Genomic DNA, 23338 nt, shown 5'->3' with positions numbered 1-23338 from the left:
ATGTATGCAACGCGTGCAAAAGCACGTCGAAACGCCGACGGCCCCGACGGACAGTGTCCGTCGGGGCCGTCGGGCCGTAGCGCGTGGATCAGCGCTTCGAGTACTGCGGAGCCTTGCGGGCCTTCTTGAGCCCGGCCTTCTTGCGCTCGACGACGCGTGCGTCACGAGTGAGGAAGCCGGCCTTCTTGAGGGCGGCACGGTTCGACTCTTCGTCGACCTCGTTCAGCGCACGGGCGATGGCGAGACGCAGGGCGCCTGCCTGGCCGGAGATGCCGCCGCCGCTGATGCGGGCGACGACGTCAAACCGGTCCTCGACGCCGACCAGCGTGAAGGGGTCGTTGACGAGCTGCTGGTGCAGCTTGTTGGGGAAGTAGTCCTCGAGCGTGCGCCCGTTGATCTTCCACTGGCCCGTGCCGGGGACGATGCGCACACGGGCGATCGCCTCCTTGCGACGTCCGAGGGCCTGCGCCGGAGCGGTGATGCTCTGGCCCTGGCCCGCGGGGGCAGTGGTCTCGGAGGTGTAGTTGCTGGGTGTCTCGTCCAGCGGAGTCTCGACGGTGGTCTCGGCCACGGTTGTGTCCTCGCGTCCTAGGGAGTCTGGGGTGGTCGTTACTGCGCGACCTGGGTGATCTCAAACGGCTTCGGCTGCTGCGCCGCGTGCGGGTGCTCAGTGCCTGCGTAGACCTTGAGCTTTCCGTACTGGGCGTTGCCGAGACGCGTCTTGGGCAGCATTCCCTTGACGGCACGCTCGACAGCGCGCTCCGGGTGCTTCTCGAGCAGCTCTCCGTAAGGAACCGCCTTCAGACCACCGGGGTAGCCCGAGTGGTCGTAGGCAAGCTTCTGCTCGCGCTTGTTGCCGCTGAGGGCGACCTTGTCAGCGTTGATGACGATGACGAAGTCACCACCGTCGACGTGGGGCGCAAACGTCGCCTTGTGCTTGCCGCGCAGGAGCGTGGCAACGTGGCTGGCGAGGCGTCCCAGGACGACGTCGGTCGCGTCGACGATGTACCAGTCTCGCTGGATGTCGCCGGGCTTCGGGGTAAACGTACGCACGGTCGTAGCCTTCGTTTCGTGTCTCGATGTCTTCTTCGGCGCAGAGGACTGCAGCCGACGAGGTCGTTGTCGATGCTCGAACTAACCCGGGCTTCGTCTGCTGGCGAGTGGGGGACGCGCAGTTTGACATCGGTTTCCGAGCGGGAAGCACAACGACTCAACAGAATACCGGGCCGGCGGCCCGGCGGTCAAAAGGTGTTCCGTCACACCGTGGCGTGCAGTGCACCCTCGACCCGCTGCTCCCGGCCTCTCGTCTCGCGGACCGTGCCGCCCGGACGCTCGGTGATGCATGCGTCACACCGTCCCTCACGGTGCGTCGCGGCGCAGTCGTCGCAGCACAGGGTGAGCGTCGAGCAGGACGGGTCGCCGCAGTTCTCGTAGAGCGCCGTGACCGCCTGGCACGCCGCGCAGCGTCCGAGCGGGACCGTCGCCGGCCCGAACTCCACGTGCCGCCGGTCGTCGAAGACGTAGAGCGAGCCGTCCCACAGCCCGTCGTCGCCGAACGCCTCCCCGTACCGGACGATCCCGCCGTCGAGCTGGTAGACCTCGGAGAAGCCACGGTCGACCATCAGCTTGGAGAGCACCTCGCAGCGCACGCCGCCGGTGCAGTACGCGACCACGGGCCTGTCCTTGAGCTCGTCGTAGGCCCCGGAGTCGAGCGCGTCGACGAAGTCGCGCGTCGTCGCCACGTCCGGGACGACGGCGTCGCGGAACCGGCCGATCTCTGCCTCGAACGCGTTGCGCCCGTCGAACATCACGACGTCGTCCCCGCGCCGTGCGACGAGGTCGTTCAGCTCCTGGGGGGACAACCTGGCCCCGCCGCCCTGGACACCGTCGGGGCCTACCTGCAGCGCCTCGGGCGCCCCGAAGGCGACGAGCTCGGGGCGAACCTTCACGGACAGCCGGGGGAAGTCGGCACCCGAGCCGTCGGACCACTTGACGTCGATGTTCTCGAAGCCCGGGTAAGTCCGCGTGGTCTTCACGTACTGCTTGAGGTTCTCGACGGTCCCCTCGAGCGTGGCGTTGATGCCGTGCTCCGCGACGATCACGCGGCCGCGCAGGTCCCAACGCTCCGCCAGGGCTCGCTGCCAGAGCTGGACGGCGCGCGGGTCTGCCAGGGGTGCAAACCCGTAAAAGAGCACGATCTTGTGGACTGCCATGGATCAATCGTAGGCGCACCGAAGCCGGCCCCTCACGGTCGAGAGGCCGGCTCCGGCGGGTGATACGCGCTGCGGGTGCTACGCGCGACGGCGACGCGCGATCAGCACGGCTGCCGTGCCTCCACCGATCAGGCCGAGGGCGACCAGCGCCCACACGAGCGCGTCAGCACCCGTCTCGGCGAGCCCGCCCTCGGGCGGCACCGAGGCACCGAGAACCTCGGTGTCGTCCGCGTCGTCCGTCGGCTCGACGGTCGCCGGGGCGCTCGTCGTCGGCTCGGCGGTCTCCGGCGTAGTGGTCGGCTCGGTGGTCGGTTCAACGACGGTCGGCTCCGCCGCGCACTCCGGGGTGGCCTCCGGGTAGCTGACGTCGACGGTGAGGGACGGGTTGACGTCGATGGTCACGTGCGTGAGGTCACGCGCCCAGGCGTAGTTGCCCGTCGTCTCGGCCCACGTGCCGTCGGCGTCCTGCTCCCAGCCCGGCCAGCCGTTGGCGTTACCGTCGGAGTCCACGCTGGCGCCGGGCCACAGCACGGAGCCCGACGCGGAGAGGTTGTCGTCCAGCTGGATGGTCTCGACGACGTTCTCTTCGCCCTCCGGCGCGACGAACGTGATGGTCCCGGTCCTGTCGCCCGTGTACTGCTTGTCGGGGTCGTCCACGACGACGGTGTACTCGAGCCACGGTGCGTCGGCGACGCAGGTGCCGGTGGCGACGGTCCCAGCGAGTGTCGGCTCGGCCGGGCACACCAGGTCGAGGTTCGGCACACCGTCGACGGTCTGCGTGAGCACACCCTCGATGTCGGTGGCCTCCCAGCCGTTGCCGGCGACCGCCTTGAAGGAGTCCTGGACGGTCGCCGTCGCGACACGGGTGTCGGTGTCGAACGTGTAGACGAAGGCGTCGGTGTCCGGCAGGACGACGCCGGGCATCTCGGCGGCGCAGTCGGCGATCTGCGGGGCCACGGGCGTGGCCTCGGTCCGCGTGTCGCACTCGACCGAGGAGGGCTCCGTGAGCGTCAGCGTGAGGTCGCCCAGGTCGTGGTCGTTCTTGTCGCCCGCACGGTCGTACCAGAGGACCTCCAGCGTCAGCTCTCCGTAGGCCGGAGCCAGGTCGAACTCTGCGAGCGCCTGCTCGTAGTTGAACGTCCCGTCCGGGATGTCCTCCGCGCGGATCCGCAGGTCCCCGAGGACCAGGCGCGTGTCCGTCGCCAGGTCGGTGAACGTCACCTCGTTCGAGAGCGACTCACAGCTCGGAGGCGCGACCGACACGGTCGGCGCCGCCGGCAGCTCCGAGCCGCACTCGGGAACCTCGACGAGCGCCTCAAGGTCCGTGTGCTTGGCCTTGATGATCGGCGGCCACCCGATGTTGTCCGTCGGGAACGTGATGTTGGCGGGGAAACTGAAGTCCTCGTCGTCGGCCTTCCGCAGGTCGACGGTGTCCTGCTGGACACCCCACCCGGCTCCGCAGATCTCTCCGACTCCTTCGACGTCGTCGAGCAGCGCGGCGTCGAGCGTCGTCGCGAAGTCCTTGCCCTCCCACGTCGTCACGAGGTACTGCTTACCCGAGTTCTTCCAGGCGGCCCGCTTGCCCTCGTCGATCTTCTTGTAGAAGTAGAGCGCGGTCTCGAAGTTCTCGGCGGACGCCGTCGTCGCGAGATGTCCGACCGAGACGGTGGCGGCGGGCACGGGCGGGGCGGCAGACTCGACGACGGCGGCGGACGCAGGCCCGCCCAGCGTGAGCGCCGTCGCGACGGCAAGTGCGGTGGGCAGGACGAGTCGGCGCAGGCTGCGCACGGCGGCTCCTTGGTCTGGGTGCCGGGGTCCCCGGCGCGGGTCGCGCACCGGTCCCCCGTGCTAGCCCTCCCTCGGACCCCCGACGCGCACCGCTGACGCTAACAACGCAATCGCCCCAGATGAAGACCTCTCGGGTGAAATCACCCGCCAGTTGCCGATTCGTGACATTCAGCCGATGACATAGCCCTCCGAGACGAGCACCTGATAGTGCGAGACGTCCTTGCCGCTCGAGTGCGTGATCGTGAGCGAGTCGACCCCGTCGTCGAGGTAGCTGACCTCCTGCCCCCCGCCGGACTTACCCTTGCTCGACCCAGCCTTCACGCAGTACCCGACGATCACGAGGCCGTCCGGCGCGTCGACCTGCACGCCCTGGTGGTTGCCGCTGACGTCGACCTTCTCCATCCAACCCTCACCGTCGTACCGACAGATGTCCGGGTTGCCCTTTGCGGTCGCGGCACCCGCGCCCGCGGCGACCAGTGCGAGCGCTGCCACTCCTGCAGAGATGCTTCGTACGATGCGCATGGGAATGCTCCTTCGTCGACAGGCCGGTTCGACGTCGAGCCGGCGCCTCCGTGACGTCTCTCGCCACAGCGCCCCCGCATCACCAGCCTATGCGTCTGTGACCTGCACCACAGTTCGGGAGCGGGTGAAATCATGGCCCGGGGACCTTCACCGACCGATCGCTCCTCCGCGCGCGAGCGCGAGTGCGAGGTGCGACCGTAGTTCCATGAGCAACGACACCCCCGGCACCAGCCCAGGCCCCGAGACAGTCGGCGAGGGCGACGAGAACCAGCTGACCCAGGAGGACACACTCCTGGACCGCGGCGTCGACGACCTTCTCGACGAGGGCTACTCCCCGCCCGAGCGCGACCGTTCCAACCACTACGGCGAGACCGCGTGGGAGGAGGCGACCGGCGAGGGTCTCGACCGTCGTCTCGCCGAAGAGGTGCCCGACGACGTCGACACCCCCGTCGACACCACCCGGTCCGGCCGCCTGGTCGAGCACGACGACGGCGACCGCGGCACGGATCTCTACGCCACCGACGCCGGCATCGACGGTGCGGGCGCCAGCGCCGAGGAGGCGTCCGTCCACATCGTCGACGAGATCTGAGTCGAGCTACCGCTCGACCTCCTCGTCCATCCGGCGCGCGCGCACCCGCTCCGCCCGCGCCGCCAGCTCGTCGTCGGCCGGGTACGACACCGACTCGAGCACGAGCGCGTGGCCCGGGACGACGGCCGCCGCGTTGGTCCGCGAGCGCTCCGCCAGCAGGCGCTCGGGAAACTCCACCGGACGCCGCCCCTCCCCCACCGCGAGCGACGCGCCGACCAGAGCCCTGACCATGTTGTGGCAGAACGCGTCGGCACGGACGTGCGCCACGACGAGCCCTCGGTCAGGCCCGTCGGCCGGACGCTCCCACGCCATCTGCGCGAGCTCACGGATCGTCGTCGCCCCCGGCCGTGGCTTGCAGTACGACGCGAAGTCGTGCAGCCCCCGCAGCGGCTGCATCGCGGCGTGCATCGCCGTGACGTCGAGAGGCTTGCGGTTCCACAGCACCCAGCCGCGACGGAGCGGGTCGCGCAGCGCGGGGTCGTCCGCGATCCGATAGGTGTAGCTGCGGCTCAGTGCGGAGAATCGGGCGTCGAACCCCGCCGGGGCCCGGCCCGCACGGAGGACGACGACGTCGCTCGCCAGGACACCGCCCAGACGCGCCACGAGCGCCGGGCCCGGCGCACGGTCCGAGCGGCCGGGAAGCGCCTCCCACTGCGCGGTCGTGAGGTCGACATGAACGACCTGCCCGCGGGCGTGGACCCCCGCGTCCGTGCGCCCGGCCACGGTCACGCGCACCTCGTCGGCCCGCAGGATCGTCGCGAGCCCACGCTCGAGCTCCCCCTGCACGGTCCGCAGATCGGGCTGCGTGGCCCACCCGGAGAACCCCCCGCCGTCGTACGCCACGTCGAGCCGCACCCGCACCTTGTCGTCGTTCACAGGCCCACGGTAGCCCGCGCCGTCGCGCTCCCGTGGATAGGCTGCCCGCATGGGTGGACCACGCACGCTCTCCGTCGACTGCGGCGGTGGCGGCATCAAGGCCAACGTCCTCGACGCGGCCGGGACGGCCCACGCCCGCGCGGTCCGCGTGCCCACGCCGTACCCGCTCCCGCCGGAGCTCTTCGTCGAGACGATCGCCGAGATCGCCGACGGGCTCCCGCCCGCCGACCGCGCGACGGTGGGCATGCCGGGGATGCTGCGCCACGGCGTCGTCGTCCACACCCCGCACTACGTGACACGCAGCGGGCCGCGGAGCCGCGTCGACCCCGATCTGGTCGCCTCGTGGACGAATCTCAACATGCGTGAGGCGCTGAGCTCGCGCCTGAAGGTGCCGACCGTCGTCGTCAACGACGCCGAGCTGCACGGCGCCGGGGTGGTCGCCGGCAGCGGCGTCGAGCTCGTCCTGACACTCGGCACGGGACTCGGCTCCGCCCTGTTCGACGGCGGCCGGCTCGCCCCGCACCTCGAGTGGTCACGTGCGCCGATCCGCCGCGGGACCACCTATGACGAGTACATCGGCGAGCCCGAGCGACGACGGCTCGGCAACGCGCTGTGGTCGCGGCGCGTGGTATCCGTCGTCGACGGTCTGCGGCCCGTCTTCCACTGGGACCGGCTCTACCTGGGCGGCGGGAACTCGCGTGCCGTCTCGGCGAGCGCGGTGGACCGACTCGGCGACGACGTCGTCGTCGTACCCAACTCCGCGGCCCTGATCGGCGGGGCACGGGTCTGGGACCTGCCCGACGCGGGGTGAGACCATGCTGCCAGCCTCCTACGGAGTGGCGACGGCGTCGCTCCAGGCCTCCAGCAGAACGCGGTTGAACGCGACCGGACGGTCCAGGTTTACCAGGTGCTTCGCCTCGCGCACGTGCACGAGCCGCACATGAGCCCCGGAGGCCCGGGCTGCCCGCAGGTACGCGCGTTCACCTGTGCGGAAGTGGTCCCAGGTCCCGTTCACGATCCAGACGGGAGACGTCGCGGCATCGAGCGAGTCCAGCGGCCGCACCCGGGCCATCTCCTCGACGATCTGACTCATCACGCGCAGCGCGAAGCCGTCCCCCTCGAGATGCGGGAGCCCGTCCGCGGGGACGGTCGCCCGGACCACCGCCGAGTTCAGGGCCGCACCCGAGTCGGGCCAGGACTCGATCCACCGGGCGAGGACCTCCCACCCGGCGCGCAGGGGCGTCCGCGGGTCGGTGCTGCAGCTCACCGCCATGAGTCCGGCCGACTGCTCCGGGTGGCGCGCCCGGTGCTCGATGCCCACGTACCCACCCACCGAGAGGCCGACGACGAGCGCCCGGCCGCCGACGTCGTCCACGGCCGCCCGGACCGTCTCGACCGCGCCGTCGAGGGTGAAGGGCTCGTCCTCACGCACCCCGTGTCCCGGGAGCGTCGGGACGGCCACCCTGGCACCCAGGCGCTCGAGCGCGTCGACCTGCGTGCGCCACATGCTCGGCGACGTTCGCGACGCATGGACGAGAACCACGGGGACGGGTGCGGCGTTCACCCCGTCACCGTATCGCCGGACCGCCCGCGAGGAGAGGCGAGGAGACGCAAACGAGGGCCCGGCCGAGAGGTCGTCTCGGCCAGGCCCTCGTACGATCAACCCCCGGGGGTACCGGGGAGGTGATCAGTCCTCCTTGGCGGAGGAGTCCTTCTCGGCGGGAGCCTCGGCGGCGTCCTCGGCCGGAGCCTCGGTGGTCTCCTCGACAGGAGCCTCCTCAGCCTTCTTCGACTTCTTCTTGGCGTCCTTCTCGGCGGCCTTCTCGGCCTCCTTCACGACTGCCTGCTTCGGGCTCACGGGCTCGGTCACGAGCTCGATGACCGCCATGGGCGCGTTGTCGCCCTTGCGGTTGCCGACCTTCGTGATGCGCGTGTAGCCGCCCTGACGCTCGGCCATCGTCGGCGCGATCTCGGTGAAGAGGGTGTGCACGACACCCTTGTCACGGATGACCGTCATGACGCGACGACGCGCGTGCAGGTCGCCACGCTTCGCGAAGGTGATCAGACGCTCGGCCAGCGGACGGAGGCGCTTGGCCTTCGTCACGGTGGTCGTGATGCGGCCGTGCTCGAACAGCTGCGTGGCCAGGTTCGCGAGGATCAGACGCTCGTGAGCCGGACCGCCGCCGAGCCGGGGACCCTTGGTGGGTGTAGGCATGGTGGTTCTCCTTGAGGTGCGGGGTCACGGGGTCCCGGGAGACCGGACCCCGCAGTTCGTCAGTAGTTCTGCTCGACCGTGCCGTCGTCGTCCGACTCGTAGTAGTCGGCCGTCGAGGGGTCGAAGTCGAGCGGCGAATCCTTGAGAGCAAGGCCAAGCTCCTGGAGCTTCTCCTTGACCTCGGTGATCGACTTCGCACCGAAGTTGCGGATGTCCAGCAGGTCGGCCTCGCTGCGAGCAACAAGCTCGCCGACCTGGTGGATACCCTCACGCTTGAGGCAGTTGTACGAGCGGATTGTGAGGTTGAGCTCCTCGATCGGCAGCGCCAGGTCCGCAGCAAGCGCTGCGTCCGTCGGCGACGGGCCGATCTCGATACCCTCGGCCTCGACGTTCAGCTCGCGGGCCAGCCCGAAGAGCTCGACCAGCGTCTTGCCCGCGGACGCGAGAGCGTCGCGGGGCGAGATCGCCGACTTCGTCTCGACGTCGACGACCAGCTTGTCGAAGTCGGTCCGCTGCTCGACACGCGTGGCCTCGACCTTGTACGTGACCTTCAGGACCGGCGAGTAGATCGAGTCGACCGGAACCCGGCCGATCTCCGCGTCGTACATCTTGTTCTGGTTCGCGGAGACGTAGCCACGGCCACGCTCGACGGTCAGCTCGACCTCAAGCTTGCCCTTGTCGTTCAGCGTGGCGATCTCGAGCTCGGGGTTGTGGACCTCGACGCCTGCCGGCGGGACGATGTCAGCGGCCGTAGCCACACCCGGGCCCTGCTTGCGCAGGTACATCACGACGGGCTCGTCGTTCTCCGAGGAGACGACGAGGTTCTTGATGTTGAGGATGATCTCGGTGACGTCTTCCTTGACACCCTGAACGGTGGTGAACTCGTGGAGAACACCGTCGATCCGGATCGAGGTCACCGCTGCGCCCGGGATGGACGACAGCAGCGTGCGACGCAGCGAGTTGCCAAGCGTGTACCCGAAGCCCGGCTCAAGCGGCTCGATGGAGAAGCGTGAGCGGTCCTCCGAGATGACCTCTTCGGTCAACGTGGGGCGCTGTGCGATCAGCAAGGTTTCGTTCCTCTCAGTGTGCGTCCGCTATTTGACGCATCACGGGTGACGCGGGTCGCCCGGGGGTCTCGGTCCACCCGTCGGGCGTGGGCCGCCGTCGCCCGCCCCGTCAGGGGCGGACGACGGCGAACGCGTCGTCAGACGCGGCGACGCTTGGGCGGACGGCAGCCGTTGTGGGCCTGCGGCGTCACGTCCTGGATCGAACCGACCTCGAGGCCGGCACCCTGCAGGGAGCGGATCGCGGTCTCGCGGCCCGAGCCCGGGCCCTTCACGAAGACGTCGACCTTCTTGACGCCGTGGTCGGCAGCCTTGCGGGCGACGGCCTCGGCGGCCATGCCGGCAGCGTAGGGCGTCGACTTGCGGGAGCCCTTGAAGCCGACGTCGCCGCCGGAAGCCCACGCGATGACCGCGCCGGTCGGGTCCGTGATCGAGATGATCGTGTTGTTGAAGGTGCTCTTGATGTGCGCCTGGCCGAGCGGGACGTTCTTCTTGTCCTTACGACGCGGCTTGCGGCCTGCGGCCGCGCGAGTCTTGGGAGGCATAACTGTAAGTTCTCCTGGTGTGAGGTCGTCGGACCGGGGCGGACCTCAAGGGTCCGCGCCACGGGCTGCTTAGCGGGCCTTCTTCTTACCGGCCACGGTGCGCTTGGGGCCCTTGCGGGTACGCGCGTTGGTCTTGGTGCGCTGACCGCGCACCGGGAGGCCGCGGCGGTGACGCAGACCCTCGTACGACCCGATCTCCACCTTGCGGCGGATGTCGGCAGCGACCTCACGGCGGAGGTCACCCTCGAGCTGGTAGTTGCCCTCGAGGTGGTCGCGGAGCGCGACGAGCTCGGTGTCACCGAGGTCCTTCACGCGGACGTTGGGGTCGATACCCGTGGCTGCCAGCGTCTGCTGGGCGCGGGTACGGCCGACGCCGTAGATGTAGGTGAGCGCGATCTCGAGCCGCTTTTCGCGGGGGAGATCGACGCCGACAAGACGTGCCATGCCTTCCGGCTCCTGTACTTCGTTCGGAGGTCTACCGCATCATCCTCCCGCTGCTTGCGGGCCCCGGCCTCCGAGCCGAGGGTTCCCCGCCGCCCGAGGGCGGTGGTTCGTGACGATGCGCTGATGACGGCCGGAGCCGTCAGATGCCTGGGCCGAGGCCCGACATCACGCGCCGGGACTTCAGCCCTGGCGCTGCTTGTGCCGCAGGTTGTCGCAGATGACCATGACGACACCGTGGCGACGAATCACCTTGCAGTTGTCGCAGATCTTCTTGACGCTCGGCTTGACCTTCATGATGTTCCTCCGCCGCCGTGGTCACCCCGGTCCCCCAGGGTTGAGACGGCGCTCGATCGAGTGGTGGTTACTTGTAGCGGTAGACGATCCGGCCGCGGGACAGGTCGTAGGGAGTCAGCTCCACCACGACCCGGTCCTCGGGAAGGATCCGGATGTAGTGCTGCCGCATCTTCCCCGAGATGTGTGCAAGAACCTTGTGACCGTTGGCCAGCTCCACGCGGAACATCGCGTTCGGCAGGGCCTCGATCACGCTGCCCTCGATCTCGATGACACCGTCCTTCTTTGCCATGTCCTCCGCTAACTCTCGTCTGCTCGGTCCCCACGCCGAGGAACCCGACTCGGCGGGAACGTTGGCGTGGATGTTGTGCGCGTAGTCCGCAAGGCCCGATCGACAGCCTGCAAGAGGTCTCGATAGTGGAACTCAAAGAACGGACTACACCCGACGGACCATCGTACTCTATTCAGCCACGACGCGAAACCGCCGCCCGGAACGGCTCCGGGCGGCGGCCTCACCTCAGGTCGTCTACGTCGGCATCAGCTCCTGCGGTGCCGGCGAGCGCCGACCACGAGAGCCGAGCCGAGAAGCAGGAGAGCGGCCATGGCTGCGAGGATTCCCGCAGCGTCCGAACCGGTCTTCGGCAGCGTCGGCGTGAGCGGCGGCTTCGGCGGAACCGGGGTCGTCGTCCCGCTCACCACGACCGTGACGTCGTCGGTGGTGCAGGACTCTCCGTCGTCGGGCTTGTCGGAGTCGGTCCAGCACACCTGGCCGGTGTTGTGGATGGCGTCCCCGAGCTCGGCGTCCTCCGTGGTGGTCACCTCGAGCACCACCGGCGGAGCGGTCGCCGCACGTCCCAGCAGACCGTTCAGGTGGCATTCGAGCGTACCGCCGTAGCCGTCGGAGTCCGTGCCCGTGACCTCACAGTCGGTCCAGCGCGGGAACGCCTCCGTGTCCGTCACGATCTCGTCCACCCTGAGGTGTCCGGGGATCTCGTCCGTCAACGTGACGTCGTCCGCCGCACCGAGGTCGTTGTTGACGACCTCGAGCGTGTACTCGAACGAGTCACCGGCCTCGATCTCCGAGACGTTCGCGGACTTCTGGATCGAGAGGTCCGGGTCACGGACGACCGCACACTCCGGCGTCGCCGGCGGGTACTTGACCGTGAGGGTCGACGTCGGGTTCACGGAGAACTCGACGGTCAGCTCCTCGCGGTAGTCGCTGTGCGAGAGATCCGGGTCGAAGACCATGTTCTCCCACTCGGGCGTCTCACCCTCGCGCGCCTCACGCCATCCGGGCCAGCCGATCGAGATGCCGTCCTCGTTGACCACGCCGCCGGGCCACAGGAGGCGCCCGGTGAGCTGGTCGAGCGGGATCTCGTCGACCTGGACGACGTCGCCGTCCGCGTCACGCCAGGTGGCCGTGATCGGGCCCTCCGGGTTCTCGACGTTGAACAGCTCGATGTCGTACTCGACGTACGGGATGTCCTGGAGGCAGATCATCTCCGCGTTCGGCACGATCGCGCGGACCGGTGTCTCCACCGTGCTCTCCGCACAACCACCCGCGTCACCGTCGTCGGCACCGACCGGCTCGCGCTCGGGCCAGCACACCTCGCCCGTGTTGACGATGCGATCCGTCGTGAGGTTCTCCATCACCTCGACGTCGAGCGTGACGACCGGAGCCGAGACCGGCTCCCCGTCGTCGGACGCCGCCAGCGGACCGAACAGGTCACAGGTGAAGACCCCTCCGTAGCCGTTCGAGTCGGTCCCCGTGAGCTCACAGTCGAACCAGCGCGGGAACGCCGTCTCGTCGGTGGTCCAGTCGGTCACCTTGAGGTCCTGCGGGATCTCGTCCGTGAGGACCGCGTCCCACACGGCACCGAGGCCGGAGTTCGTGACCTCGAGGTCGTAGGAGAAGGTGTCGCCACCCTCGACGATCTCGACGTCGGTGGTCTTCTCGATCGCCACCTCCGGGTCACGGGCCACTGCACACTCCGGGTCGGCCGGCGGGTAGTAGACCTCGACCGTCGCGGAGGGGTTGACCGAGAACTCGACGGTCAGCGGCTCGTCTCCCGCCGACTCGCTCGGACGCCAATCCGCGCTCTCGAGGCTCGGGTGGAAGATAACGTCCTCCCAGAAGAGAGCATCGGGGTCGGCGATCTGCCCGTTCTCGTCGAGATCGCTCTCGACGATCGGCCGCCAACCGGGCCAACCGATCGACACACCGTCCGAGTTGACCTCACCGGCAGGCCAGATCTTCCGGCCCTCGAGCTCGGTGCCCGGGATCTCGTCGACCCGGATCACCTCGCCCTCGGCATCCCGCCAGGTCATGGTGATCGTCTCGTCCTCGATGTTCGCGACGTTGATCGTCTCGATGTCGTAGGCCAGGTACGGGATGTCCAGCGAGCAGACGACCTCGGCGTTCGGGATGATCCGCTTGACCGTCGTCGTCACGTCGTCACAGTTGTTCGACCCGTCGAGCTCAGTCTCGTCGGACTCCACGCAAGCCGTGTTGACGAAGTCGCCCAGGGGCTCTTCGTCGACCGTCACCGGGAAGACCAGTGTGGCCTCCGCGCCCAGCTCGAAGACACCGTCGTAGGTGAAGGTCACCGTGCTGCCGTCCTCGGCAACCACCGCGGTCCAGCCCTCCGGCAGGCCCTCGATCTGGACTCCGTCGGTCTCGGCGTCCGCGTCGACCACGGTGAGCCCAGCAGGCATCGTGTCAGTCACGACGACGCCCGTTGCATCATTCAGGCTCTTCTCGCCGTGCGACACGGTGAGCGAGTAGTTGAACTCGTCGCCAGCATCGACCGGCTCGCCGGCTTCAGGCAGGTCGCTGACGGACTTCGCGATCGTCAGGTCGACCCCCTTCGGCGTGGAGCACGCCGTGTCCGTCACGGACTCCCCGGCCGCCGTGGCTGTCGCCGAGTTCAAGAACCCGGTCCCGTCCTCGCCCGCGACGAGCTCGCAGTCGCGAGACTCGACGGTGGACTCGGTCGTCACCACCGATGTGATCGTCACGGTCCAAGTCTCCGTCGCACCCGCAGCCAGCTGGCGGTCCGTGGCAAGCACGGCCGTCAGAGGATCACCGGTGAACTCGCCGGAGGACTCGTTCGGGCCCGTCCACGTCGCCGACGTGATGTCGATGCCGTCCCCGTACATCGGGGAGTCGGTGAGCGAGTAGGTCGTGGGAAGCTCGTCGCTGGAGTTTGTGACCTCGACCGTGTACTCCACGGTCCAGTCGTTGTCCTCCGACGGCTCCGTACCGACATCCTCGCCCTCGCCCTGAACGACCGTCTTGACGACGTCGACCTCAGGGAGATCGGGGATCTCGTCACACACCCGGTCGGTGTCCGTCCCGGCAGGTCCGGTGGTCACGGTGCCGGCGTTGCGAAGGTTCAGGTTGTCGAACTCGCAGGCAACGATGCTTCCTGTCGATCCCGACGCCCTGACCTCGGTCACCACGGTGTAGACGTGCGTACCGTCGGCGTCGATCTCGACGTCGGAGGCGATTCGCGTCTCGCCGGTACCGTCGAACGACTCCTCCGCTGTCACGCCGTCCGGCGTACCGGTGACCTCGGCGCTCAGGAGCTCGACGCCGTCGGCCAGCTCGACGGCATCGTCGATGTCGTAGCGCGTCGCCACCGGGTTCGGGTTCGTGACGGTCAGCGTGTACTCGACCGTCCACTCGCCCGGCGTCCCGGTCGACTCGACACCCGCGGAGGTCTTCTCGATCTCCACCGGGTCGACGAGCACGTTCGTGACCCAGCACGTCGTGTCGCCGTCGACGGTCACGGATCCCGGCGTGGTCGGGAGCATCAGCGCGAAGAGTTGCGGCTGCTCCGTTCCCTCCGACTCACAGACCCACTCGCCGTCCTGGTAGTAGTAGCCCTCGAACGTCTCGTCCGTCAGCTCTTCGTCCAGCACGTAGGTCGAACCGTTGACGGCCCGGCCCGACACCTCGCCGGTGTCGGCGTCGGCGACACCGCTCACCGTCGTGGCCCCGTCACCCGTGAGGGTGAAAGCACCCGGACCTGCGACGCCCTCGGTGAGGTCGCCGTTGTCGACCGTCTTAACCAGGGTCAGGGTCGGCAGCTCCGGGATCCCGGTGCAGTCGTCGTCGGAGGTCGTGTAACCGCCCGACGTCACCACACCGTCGTTCCAGAGCCCGGACTCTCCACCGTCGTCGCACGAGACGGGCAGGTCGACGTCGATCGCCGTCCGGACCGTCAGCGTGACGGAGTAGAAGTGGATCTCCTCGCTGCCGAGCGTCTGCGGAGCGTCGCCCGGCACGATGTCGAACGATCCCGTGCCGTCCCAGACGACGTCCTCCGCAAGCGTGGAGCCCGACGCGGTCCCGCCGACGATCTCACCGACGCTCGGGGTGAAGACATCCTCGAGACCGTAGACCAGCTCCTTGTCCCCGGTGTTGCTGACGCGGATCTGGTAGTTCACCTCCCAGAGTCCGTTCCAGACACCCTCCTCGAGCACCGGCGAGGCGTCCGAGAAGGCGATCTTCTGCACGTCGGGCACGGCCGGCGTGTCACAGGCCGTGTCGGACGTCGTCAGCTCGCCCGCGACGGTCACGCGCGCCGAGTTCAGGAACCCGGTGCCGTCCTCGCCCTCGACCAGCTCACAGTCGCGGGACGTCGTCGTCGACTCCGTCGTGACATCGGCGACCACCGTGACGGTGTACTCGTCGACACCACCGGCGACGAGGTCACGACCGTCGGCCAGGTCGGCCGTCCAGGTCGAGCCGTCGAACGCCGTCGGGTCGCCGCCGTCCGGGCCGACCCAGTCGGCCGAGACGATCGTCATGCCCTCACCGAACTGCAGGGTGTCGGCCGCGTCGTAAGTCGTCGGGTACTCGTCCGACGAGTTCGTCGCCGTGACCAGGTACTCGACGGTCCAGGTCCCGTCCTCGTTCTGGACGGTCGAGGAAACGCCCTTCTCGACGTTCACCGCCGGGAGGCTCGGGACCTCGTCGCAGACGTCCGAGCGGTCCTCGCCGGCCGGGCCGGTCGTGACGACCGCCTCGTTGTTGAGGTTCCCGACCTCGCACTGCTCGATCGTGCTCGTGGCACCCGCCGTGGTGAGCGTGGCCACCACCGTGTAGGTGTGCATCCCGTCCGGGTCCCCGACACCGATCTCGACGCCCGAGGCGATGAGGTCGTTGGCGGCGGTCCCGTCAAAGCTCGCGTCCGGGCTGACACCGTCAGGCGTTCCCGTGACCTCGACCCCCGAGAGCGTCACGTACTCGCTCAGCTCCACGACGTCCGTCAGGTCGTAGACCGTCGCCACCGGGTTCGGGTTCGTGACGTCGAGCGTGTACTCGACCGTCCACTCGCCCGGCGTCCCGGTCGACTCGACACCCGCGGAGGTCTTCACGATCTCCACCGGGTCGACGAGCACGTTCGTGACCTCGCAGGTCCAGTCGGCGGTCGAACCGTCGAGGATCGGCAAGAGATAGTCCCCACCGACCACAGAGGCTTCCGCGGCCAGCTCGAGCGGCGGCTCCTGGTCACCCTCCTGCTCGCAGACCCACGCACCGTCCTGGTAGTAGTAGTCCGCGAATGCCGGGTCGGTCAGCGACTCGGAGAGGTTGTACTCGCCCGGCAGGACGTACGAGCTGACGCCCGTTTCCCCGTCGAAGCCGAAGTCCTCGCTCGATGCGCTGAGGTTCCAGTCGTCAGCTCCCGCGACGCCCTCGGTCTGCTCACCGTTCTCGACGTTCTTGAGCAGGGTGAGTGTCGGCAGCTCCGGCACCTCGCCACAGTCGCTCGACGTCGACGTGGTGCTGCCCGACGTGACCGTGGCCGAGTTGACCAGGCCGTCGTCGCCGTCGTCGCTGCACAGGAGCGGCAGCTCGGTGTCGAGCGGCACCGTCACGAGGAGGGTCACCGTGTACGTGTGCTGCGCTCCCGCGGTGATCGTCGCCGGAGCGTCGGCCGGAACGATGTCGACCTCGCCGGCATCCGTCCACGTGACGTCCTCGTCGAGCTGCTCACTCGTGGCCGTGCCGGAGATGAGCGTCGCCCCACCGCTCAGCTGCGGCTCGTCCGTCAGGGAGTAGGTCGCGGTCGGGGCACCATCAGCAGCCGGAGCAGAGACCACGACGTCGTACGTCACGGTCCACTGGCCGTTCCACTGCTCGCCCTCCGGCACGTAGGGAACAGGCTCCGAGGTCACCGACTTCTCGATGGTCGGGACCGTCGGCTCGGCACACGCGGAGTCGGAGTTCGTGAGCTCACCCGTGGTGACCGTGACCCCGTTGTAGAAGCCGGAGCCCGGCTCGCCGGTGCAGACGACCGTCTCGTCGGCCTCGGCCCCGGTGAAGTCGACGATCATCGTCACCGTGTAGGTGTGCGTCGCACCGCCACCGGCGATGAACTTTCCGGACGCCAACGTGGCCTCGGCCGGAACGCCGTCCGTGACCGTGAAGTCGCCCGACGTCTCGCCGGACCAGCTCGCAGACTCCACCGACATCGTGCTCGGAAGCCCCGGCAGGTCGGTGAGGTCGTACCGCGTGAAGGCCTCGCCGTCGTTGCGGACGGTGACGTCGTAGGTGACCGTCCACAGACCGTCGTCGCCCTGGACCGCGGAGGTGACGTCCTTCTGGACGACCGGCACCGAGATCTCGTCCAGCGGCCCGCAGGCGCTCGCCGAGTCGGTGTACCCGCCACTGGCGACGGTGGCCGTGTTGTCGACGGCCCCCTCCCCGACGGTGCACTCGCTCGTCGGCACCTCGGCGTCGTCGTCCGCGGTCACGTTCACCACGACCGTGTAGACGTCCGTGGAGCTCGCCGGAAGCACGCGTGCGTCCTCGATTACGGCAGTCTCACCGTCGCCGTCCCAGAGCGGGTTCACCGTGATGTCGGCTCCCTCGCCGTCGACCCCGCTGATCGTGGCCGAGTTGAGCGTGACGCCGGCGGGGAGCGCCGGGGCGTCGTCGAGCGTGTAGTAGATGTCCGTGAGCGGGTGGGTGTTCGAGACCGCGACCTCGTAGGTCACGTCCCAGCTCCCGTCCCAGGCCCCGTCCACGATGTGCTGGGCGGTCGACGAGAACTGCTTGTCGATCGAGGGCAGCACCGGTGTGGCACACGCGCTGACTGTCGTCGAGTCGCCGGAGGCGGTGACGGTGGCCGAGTTCCAGAACCCGGTCCCGGACTCGCCGTCACCCAGGCTGCAGTCGCGGCTCGTCGCTGTCGAGGAGTCCGTGACCGTTCCCGTCGCCGTGACCGTGTAGGTGTGCGTTCCGCCACCGGCGAGCGGCCGCGGGCCGTCCGGCGTGAGGTCGGCAGAGCCGTCGACGAAGGTTCCGTCGTCAGCAGGGTCGGCCAGCGACCAGGTCGCGTCGCCCACCGTGATGCCGTCGCCGAACCGGAGGTCGTCGGTCAGCGTGTACTCCGTGGCCTGGTCGTCCTCGGAGTTCGTGACGACCACGTCGTACGTGATCGTCCAGCTGCCGTCCTCGTTCTGCACGGGCACGACGTCGGTGGAGACGTCCTTGGTGATCGTGACGCCCGGCAGCTCGCCGGTGGTGTCACAGACCGTCGAGCCGATCGGGTCGAACGGCGCCATCGTGACGGTGCCGGTGTTCTGCACCGTGCCGTCGTTGCCGCAGACCGGTTCGGTCACCGTCCCCGGCACGGTGACCGTCGCGGTCACGGTGTAGACGTGGGTGTTCTCGTCACCCGTGCCGATCGTCACGTCCTCGGCGATCACCGGGTCGGAGACGCCGAAGGAAGATCCGCTGACGTCGACGTCGTCCGAGTCGACCGAGATCGACTCGAGCGTGGCGCCCGGGACGAGCTGCGTCGTGTCGCTGATGTCGTAGGTCGCGTCGACGTCGTTCGGGTTGGTGACGGTGAGCGTGTAGACCAGCGTCCACTCCCCCGGCGTCGTCGCGGACGGCGTCACCGACGCCGTCGCCTTCTGGATCGTGACCGGGTGGATCAGCGTGTTCGTGATCGTGCAGACCACGTCCTCACCGTTCGCGAGCGTCACGGCGTCGGGTGAGGCGAAGCCGCTGAACGGCTGTCCGTCGATCGTGCATGCCCACGCCGAGGCGGTGTACAGACCCGCGAAGGAGTCGTCGATCAATGTCTCGCTGAGCCCGTACGTGCCGGGCAGCACCGTCGACGTGTGCTCCGAGAGACCGCCGGTGTCGAACGGCGTGTCGTCGTCACCGTTGGCGGTGAGGCGCCAGTCCTGGTCGTCCGCGACGCCCTCGGTGAGGTTGCCGTTCTCGACCTCCTTGACCAGCGTCAGGCTGGGCAGGTCCGGGAGCTCGCCACAGGCGTCGTCGGCGACCGTGAAGTCGCCCGAGACCGCGATCGCTGTGTTGACGAGGCCCGAGCCGTCGTCGTCGCAGACCACGGGTAGCTCGGCCGCCAGGGGGATCTGCACGCTCATCGTGATCGTGTAGGTGTCGGACTCACCTGCCGCGAGCGCCGTCGGCGAGTCGGCCGGAACGATGACGAACGGCCCGTCCGTCAACTGCCAGGAGAGCGTCGCGGCACCCGTCACCTCGGCACTGACGGCCGTGCCGACCGACGGGGTCGGCACGTCGGTGAGCGAGTACTGGAGTCCTGTCTCGTCGGACGGGTTGGTGACCGTGACGTCGTAGGTGATCGTCCACAGGCCGGCCCAGGGGTCGACGCTCGTGTCCGGCGTCGCGTCCGACGTGACGGTCTTCGTGACCGTCGGGACGACAGGTGACGAGCAGTCGCTGTCGCTCACCGGGTCCTGGCCGTCGACCGTGATGGTCGCGGTGTTGAGGAAGCCTGTTCCGTCCTCACCGTCACCCAGCTCGCAGTCGCGCGCCTCGGGCGTCGAGTCGCCCGCGACCTCCGCGACGATGGTGATCGTGTAGGTCTCGAACAGACTCGGGGCGAGGGTCCGGTCGGTCGCGAGCTGTGCCGTCAGCGGGTCACCCGTGAAGGAACCCGACGTCGGACCGGTCCAGGACGCCGACGAGATCGAGATCCCGTCGCCGAACTCCGGCGTGTCGACCGCGTCGTACGCGGCGGAGAGCTCGTCGGACGTGTTCGTGGCGACCACGTCGTACGTGATGGTCCAGGAGCCGTCCGGGTTCTGCGTCGTCGACGTCTCGGTCTTGTCGACCGTCACCGCCGGGTCCTCCGGGATCGTGACGCACGCGTCGTCCGACTCCGGCGGGAGGTTGAACGTCGTGACCGTCGCGTCGTTGCCGATCACGTGACCCTCACCCGGGTCGCACTGCCCGGTCGGCTCACCTGCCGCGGCCGTCGTCCGGTAGACGACCCGCACCGTGTACACGTGGTTGACGGGGCTCGGGTCGCCGGCCCCGATCGCCACATCCTCGGCGATGAGCGTGTCACTCTGTCCGTCGAACGCGGGGTTCAGAGTCACGCCCGCCGGAGATCCGACGACAGAGATCTGGTCGACCGACGCTGCCGCCGGGACGTCGATCGAGTCCGTGATCGTGTACTCGACGCCCACCGGGTTCGAGTTGGTCGCGGTCAGCGTGTAGTCGACCGTCCAGAGGTTGGCGTCCGTGGCGTCCTGGGTCGCCGTGCCGGCGTCCTTGACGATGGTGACGGGCTCGACCGGGACGTTCGTGACCGTACAGGTCACGTCCTGGCCGAGAGCGAGGGTGACGGTGCCGTCAGCTCCGTCCTCGTCCGTGCAGGACCACTCACCCTCCTGGTAGTACCCCTGTCCGTCGCCGTCCGGGTCGATCAGCGTCTCGCCCAGGGTGTAGGCAACTCCCGCCTCGACGTCCTCGCTGACTCCGCTGGTGCCGCTCACGACCGTCGAGTCGCCGTCCGTCGCCGTCAGGGTCCACGCGTCGACCAGGGACTGGTCGCCGTCGCCGCCGATCTCCTTGACCAGGGTCAGCGTGGGTGCGATGTCGTCGTTGATGAACGTGCACGAGTACTGCTCCCCCGCGGGGACGGTGATCGTGTCTCCGTCGCCGAGGTCGATCGGCACGTCGCTGTCGTCGACACACGTGAGGGACGAGAGCTCGTACCCGCTCAGGTCCGACTCCGTGAGCGCGTACGGCGTACCGGGTCGCACCAGGAAGGTGTTCGCGTCCGCCGGATCAGCGGCGCCCTCGACCGTCACCGGTGCGAGGCCCGCAGGGACGTCGTCACCCGTCGGCGTCGCGGTCAGGTCGAAGTCCGACGACTCTGCTTCACCGCCGGAGACGTTGGAGACCTCCTTGAGAAGCGTCAGCTCGGCGGTCACGTTCACCGCCGTACACTCGGCCCACTGGCCGCGTGGCACCGTGACCCCGCCGTTCAGACCGTCGTACTGCGAGCCGGGGATCAGTTCGCCGTTCTCGTCCAGCTTGCTGCACTGCCACGACCCGGTCGCGGGAGGCGTGGGAGACGCGTTGGGAGCGATCGTCTGGGCGTACCGCGGGTCGCCGCTCTCCGTCAGGATGTAGCGCGTGGCCGGGCTGACCTCACCGGTCACGCCGGTGGTGCCCGTCGGCCCCTCGATCGCCCCGTCCGGCGTCACCGCGGTGAGCGTCCAGGTGGCAGGGTCGGCCGGTCCGCCCTGTACCTCCTTCACGAGCGTGACGCGCGACTCGCAGTCCTGCGTGTTGCGCAGACCGACGGTGTTGGTGCCGGCCTCCAGGTCGAAGTCGTACGTGGCGTCTCCGGTCAGCGGGATCGGGTTGTCGAGAGCGACCCCGTTGATCGAGACGAGCTCTTCGACGACGGCCTCACAGAGCGGCTGGTCGTTCGGAACAGTGGTCGACTCGCCGACGGTGACGCTGTCGCCCGCCTCGAAACCTGCGCGCTCGCTGCCGATGCCGACGTTCTCGCCGTTGACCGAACCGTTCGCGTTGTACCCGGTCGGACGAGACGAGTGCGCGTACGTCGTGCCGTCGATCTCCCATGTCTTCTCGAAGACGACGGAGGCCGGTTCCGCCGACTGGTTGGTGATCGTACAGCTGGCGGTGGTCTGGGTCGACGGGATCGCGACCGTGAAACTACCGGTCACCGGATTCAGGTCGGCGACAGTCAGCGCGTTGCCCGTGGTGGTGTCGGTGCACTCCACACCCGAGAACTCGAAGTTCGGCTGGCTTGTGAGGTCCTCCGCGACGGTGACCACGCCCGACCCCCCACCGGGGATGGTCAGGTCGAAGTTGACACCACCGGTCTCCGGCGCCGTCTCCTTGGTGACGGACCCGCCGTCGACGATCGGCCCGCTCGCCGTGATGTCCCACCCACCCGCGACGTTCGGGTTCTCCCCGTTGGCGTCGACGGTCTGCTTGATGACCGACAGCCGGTTCTGGCAGGCACCGAGAGCAAGGTTCCGCACGACCTCGGCGGCGTCGTCGTAGCTTTCAGACTGGTAGTACGCACCGTCACCCGAGACTGCGCGGAGGTTGAGCGAGGCGGCGGTGCCGAGACCGTCACCGACACCGAGCGTGATGATGCGTGCGCCCTCCGCCTTGAGTGCGTTCGCAGAGAAGATCGAGTTCTCCACCTCACGGAATCGCGTATAGCTGCCTGGCCCCTCCGCGCTCGGACCGTAGAACGTCGGGTTGCCGTCCGTGATCACGATGACGACGTCGAGGGTGTCGGCGATCCCGACCAGCCCCCAGAGACCCTGGTCCCAGTTGGTGCCCGAGTTGGCGCTCAGCCCGTTGATGTCGTTCTTGATGGCTTGGGCGTCGCCCGAGGTCGAGACGTTCCGCAGCGGCGCGTTCACACCACCCGTGGCCGACGACGGCGACTGGTTGTTGAACGTGTGAAGGGCAAGCTGCGACGGCGTCCCGACGAGCGCGTCCACCATCGAGCTCGCCGCGGTCTTCAGTTGGGGCAGGTCGCCGGAGACCGAGCCGGACACGTCGAGCAGGAGTGCCGCGTCAAGACCGCACTGCTGCGTCGCCGGCGGGTTGTTCACGGACTGCTGCCAGATCCCGGACGAGGCGTCGGCGTTGGTGTTTCCCGTCGCATACATGAAGCCGTCCGACGTCGACGTCGACGTGTAGACGGTGTCCGCCTCGAGCTCGGGGGTCTCGAAGACGTAAGAGGTTGAGCTGCCGGCGCCGGCGCCGCCCGTCCGCAGCGCAGGGTTGGTGAAGTACCCGGTCGGGGCGGAGATCTGCTTGACCCAATAGCTCGGGCCGTCCGCCTGTCCTGGCGGGTTGAACCACGGGACCTCGAACGAACAGTCTCCGTCGACGTCCGCGGTACACACGGCCCACGTGTTGTTGACCGGGCTCGCGGCGCCCGCCGTCGCGTACAGACCGAGCACCACGCCCGGGAGCGCCGCGACGCTCGAGTCGCCCGTCCTGATGCCACCGGTTCGGACCGTCACGACGGCCGTGTCGTCATCCGGGAGCGGGACGGACAGCGGCGCGATGCCCGCCGGTGCCTCGTCGCTCTCGGATTCGTCGGGCTTCCCCGAATCGCCCGTCTCCTCGGAGCCGCTCTCGGCGCCATCGCTCTTCTCAGACGCCGGATCCTCGTCAGGCACCCCGTCAGAAGTCGGGTCGTCGGCCGGCGCCTCGGACGTCGGGTCCTCGGACGGCTCAGACGTCTCCGTCGGCTCAGCCTTCTTCTCGTCCTTCTCCGACTTCGCCTTCGTCTTCGTCTTGGCGGTCGACTTCTCGGTCGGCGCGTCGGTGGCGTCGTCCTCCACGACCTCTTGGACAGACTCCTCCTGCTGGAGGGAGTTCTCGTCGGCAGCGAGTGCCAGCGGAGCAGAAAGGCCGAGAATCAGCGCCGTCGCGGAGGCAACAGCAGCCGTTCGGGTACGGGAAAGAAGGCGACTCACGTGCATGGCGG

At 68.7% G+C, this 23338-nt stretch carries 16 protein-coding genes; 2 read left to right on the top strand and 14 right to left on the bottom strand.

Annotated features, from left to right (window positions below; genetic code table 11):
* Window positions 1-88 precede the first annotated feature (88 nt).
* The 5 genes from rpsI to Q343_RS15085 form a co-directional block, all read right to left on the bottom strand.
* Window positions 89-571, bottom strand: a complete 483-nt coding sequence (gene rpsI, locus Q343_RS0103535; RefSeq protein WP_029252207.1) for a 30S ribosomal protein S9 — start codon at window positions 569-571, stop codon at window positions 89-91.
* A 38-nt stretch (window positions 572-609) separates the two neighbouring features.
* Window positions 610-1053: a 50S ribosomal protein L13 gene (gene rplM, locus Q343_RS0103530; protein ID WP_029252206.1), complete on the bottom strand. Its 444-nt coding sequence runs from the start codon at window positions 1051-1053 to the stop codon at window positions 610-612.
* Window positions 1054-1256: 203 nt separating this feature from the next.
* A complete protein-coding gene (gene trhO / locus Q343_RS0103525) occupies window positions 1257-2213 on the bottom strand; it encodes an oxygen-dependent tRNA uridine(34) hydroxylase TrhO (RefSeq protein ID WP_081829585.1) in 957 nt (318 codons plus the stop codon).
* 78 nt (window positions 2214-2291) lie between these two features.
* The gene (locus tag Q343_RS14435) at window positions 2292-4001 is read right to left on the bottom strand and encodes a hypothetical protein (RefSeq protein WP_052366822.1); all 1710 of its coding nucleotides are present in this window, start codon (window positions 3999-4001) and stop codon (window positions 2292-2294) included.
* 168 nt (window positions 4002-4169) lie between these two features.
* A complete protein-coding gene (locus Q343_RS15085; protein WP_155990616.1) occupies window positions 4170-4523 on the bottom strand; it encodes a hypothetical protein in 354 nt (117 codons plus the stop codon).
* A gap of 205 nt (window positions 4524-4728) precedes the next feature.
* Here Q343_RS15085 and Q343_RS0103510 point away from each other — a divergent pair, with 205 nt between their 5' ends.
* Window positions 4729-5112 carry a DUF5709 domain-containing protein gene (locus Q343_RS0103510; protein ID WP_029252202.1) on the top strand — a complete coding sequence of 128 codons (384 nt, stop codon included), beginning with the start codon at window positions 4729-4731 and terminating at the stop codon, window positions 5110-5112.
* 6 nt (window positions 5113-5118) lie between these two features.
* On the opposite strand, the gene truA is transcribed toward Q343_RS0103510, so the two are convergent.
* A complete protein-coding gene (truA, locus tag Q343_RS0103505; RefSeq protein WP_029252201.1) occupies window positions 5119-5988 on the bottom strand; it encodes a tRNA pseudouridine(38-40) synthase TruA in 870 nt (289 codons plus the stop codon).
* 49 nt (window positions 5989-6037) lie between these two features.
* Here truA and Q343_RS0103500 point away from each other — a divergent pair, with 49 nt between their 5' ends.
* A complete protein-coding gene (locus tag Q343_RS0103500; protein ID WP_029252200.1) occupies window positions 6038-6799 on the top strand; it encodes an ROK family protein in 762 nt (253 codons plus the stop codon).
* A gap of 18 nt (window positions 6800-6817) precedes the next feature.
* Here the strand turns inward: Q343_RS0103500 and Q343_RS0103495 are convergent, their stop codons facing one another.
* The 8 genes from Q343_RS0103495 to Q343_RS13800 all read right to left on the bottom strand — a co-directional run bounded on the left by Q343_RS0103495 (window position 6818) and on the right by Q343_RS13800 (window position 23333).
* Window positions 6818-7552 carry an alpha/beta fold hydrolase gene (locus tag Q343_RS0103495; RefSeq protein WP_029252199.1) on the bottom strand — a complete coding sequence of 245 codons (735 nt, stop codon included), beginning with the start codon at window positions 7550-7552 and terminating at the stop codon, window positions 6818-6820.
* A 123-nt stretch (window positions 7553-7675) separates the two neighbouring features.
* The gene (gene rplQ, locus Q343_RS0103490; RefSeq protein WP_029252198.1) at window positions 7676-8203 is read right to left on the bottom strand and encodes a 50S ribosomal protein L17; all 528 of its coding nucleotides are present in this window, start codon (window positions 8201-8203) and stop codon (window positions 7676-7678) included.
* 59 nt (window positions 8204-8262) lie between these two features.
* Window positions 8263-9270, bottom strand: a complete 1008-nt coding sequence (locus Q343_RS0103485) for a DNA-directed RNA polymerase subunit alpha (protein ID WP_029252197.1) — start codon at window positions 9268-9270, stop codon at window positions 8263-8265.
* 137 nt (window positions 9271-9407) lie between these two features.
* Window positions 9408-9812: a 30S ribosomal protein S11 gene (rpsK, locus tag Q343_RS0103480; protein ID WP_029252196.1), complete on the bottom strand. Its 405-nt coding sequence runs from the start codon at window positions 9810-9812 to the stop codon at window positions 9408-9410.
* 69 nt (window positions 9813-9881) lie between these two features.
* On the bottom strand, window positions 9882-10256 hold the full coding sequence (rpsM, locus tag Q343_RS0103475; protein WP_029252195.1) for a 30S ribosomal protein S13: 375 nt from the start codon (window positions 10254-10256) through the stop codon (window positions 9882-9884).
* 180 nt (window positions 10257-10436) lie between these two features.
* On the bottom strand, window positions 10437-10550 hold the full coding sequence (gene rpmJ / locus Q343_RS0103470; protein ID WP_029252194.1) for a 50S ribosomal protein L36: 114 nt from the start codon (window positions 10548-10550) through the stop codon (window positions 10437-10439).
* A gap of 67 nt (window positions 10551-10617) precedes the next feature.
* Window positions 10618-10839, bottom strand: coding sequence for a translation initiation factor IF-1 (gene infA, locus Q343_RS0103465; protein WP_029252193.1), 222 nt, complete (start codon window positions 10837-10839; stop codon window positions 10618-10620).
* Window positions 10840-11084: 245 nt separating this feature from the next.
* Window positions 11085-23333 (bottom strand): prealbumin-like fold domain-containing protein, encoded by a 12249-nt coding sequence (locus Q343_RS13800; protein ID WP_155990614.1) that lies wholly within the window; start codon window positions 23331-23333, stop codon window positions 11085-11087.
* Window positions 23334-23338 lie beyond the last annotated feature (5 nt).

The sequence above is a fragment of the Paraoerskovia marina DSM 21750 genome, assembly GCF_000701465.1.
In the GTDB taxonomy this organism is placed as follows: Bacteria; Actinomycetota; Actinomycetes; order Actinomycetales; family Cellulomonadaceae; genus Paraoerskovia; species Paraoerskovia marina.
The sequence above is the reverse complement of the archived record's forward strand: the minus strand, read 5'-3'. Positions and strand labels throughout refer to the sequence as shown.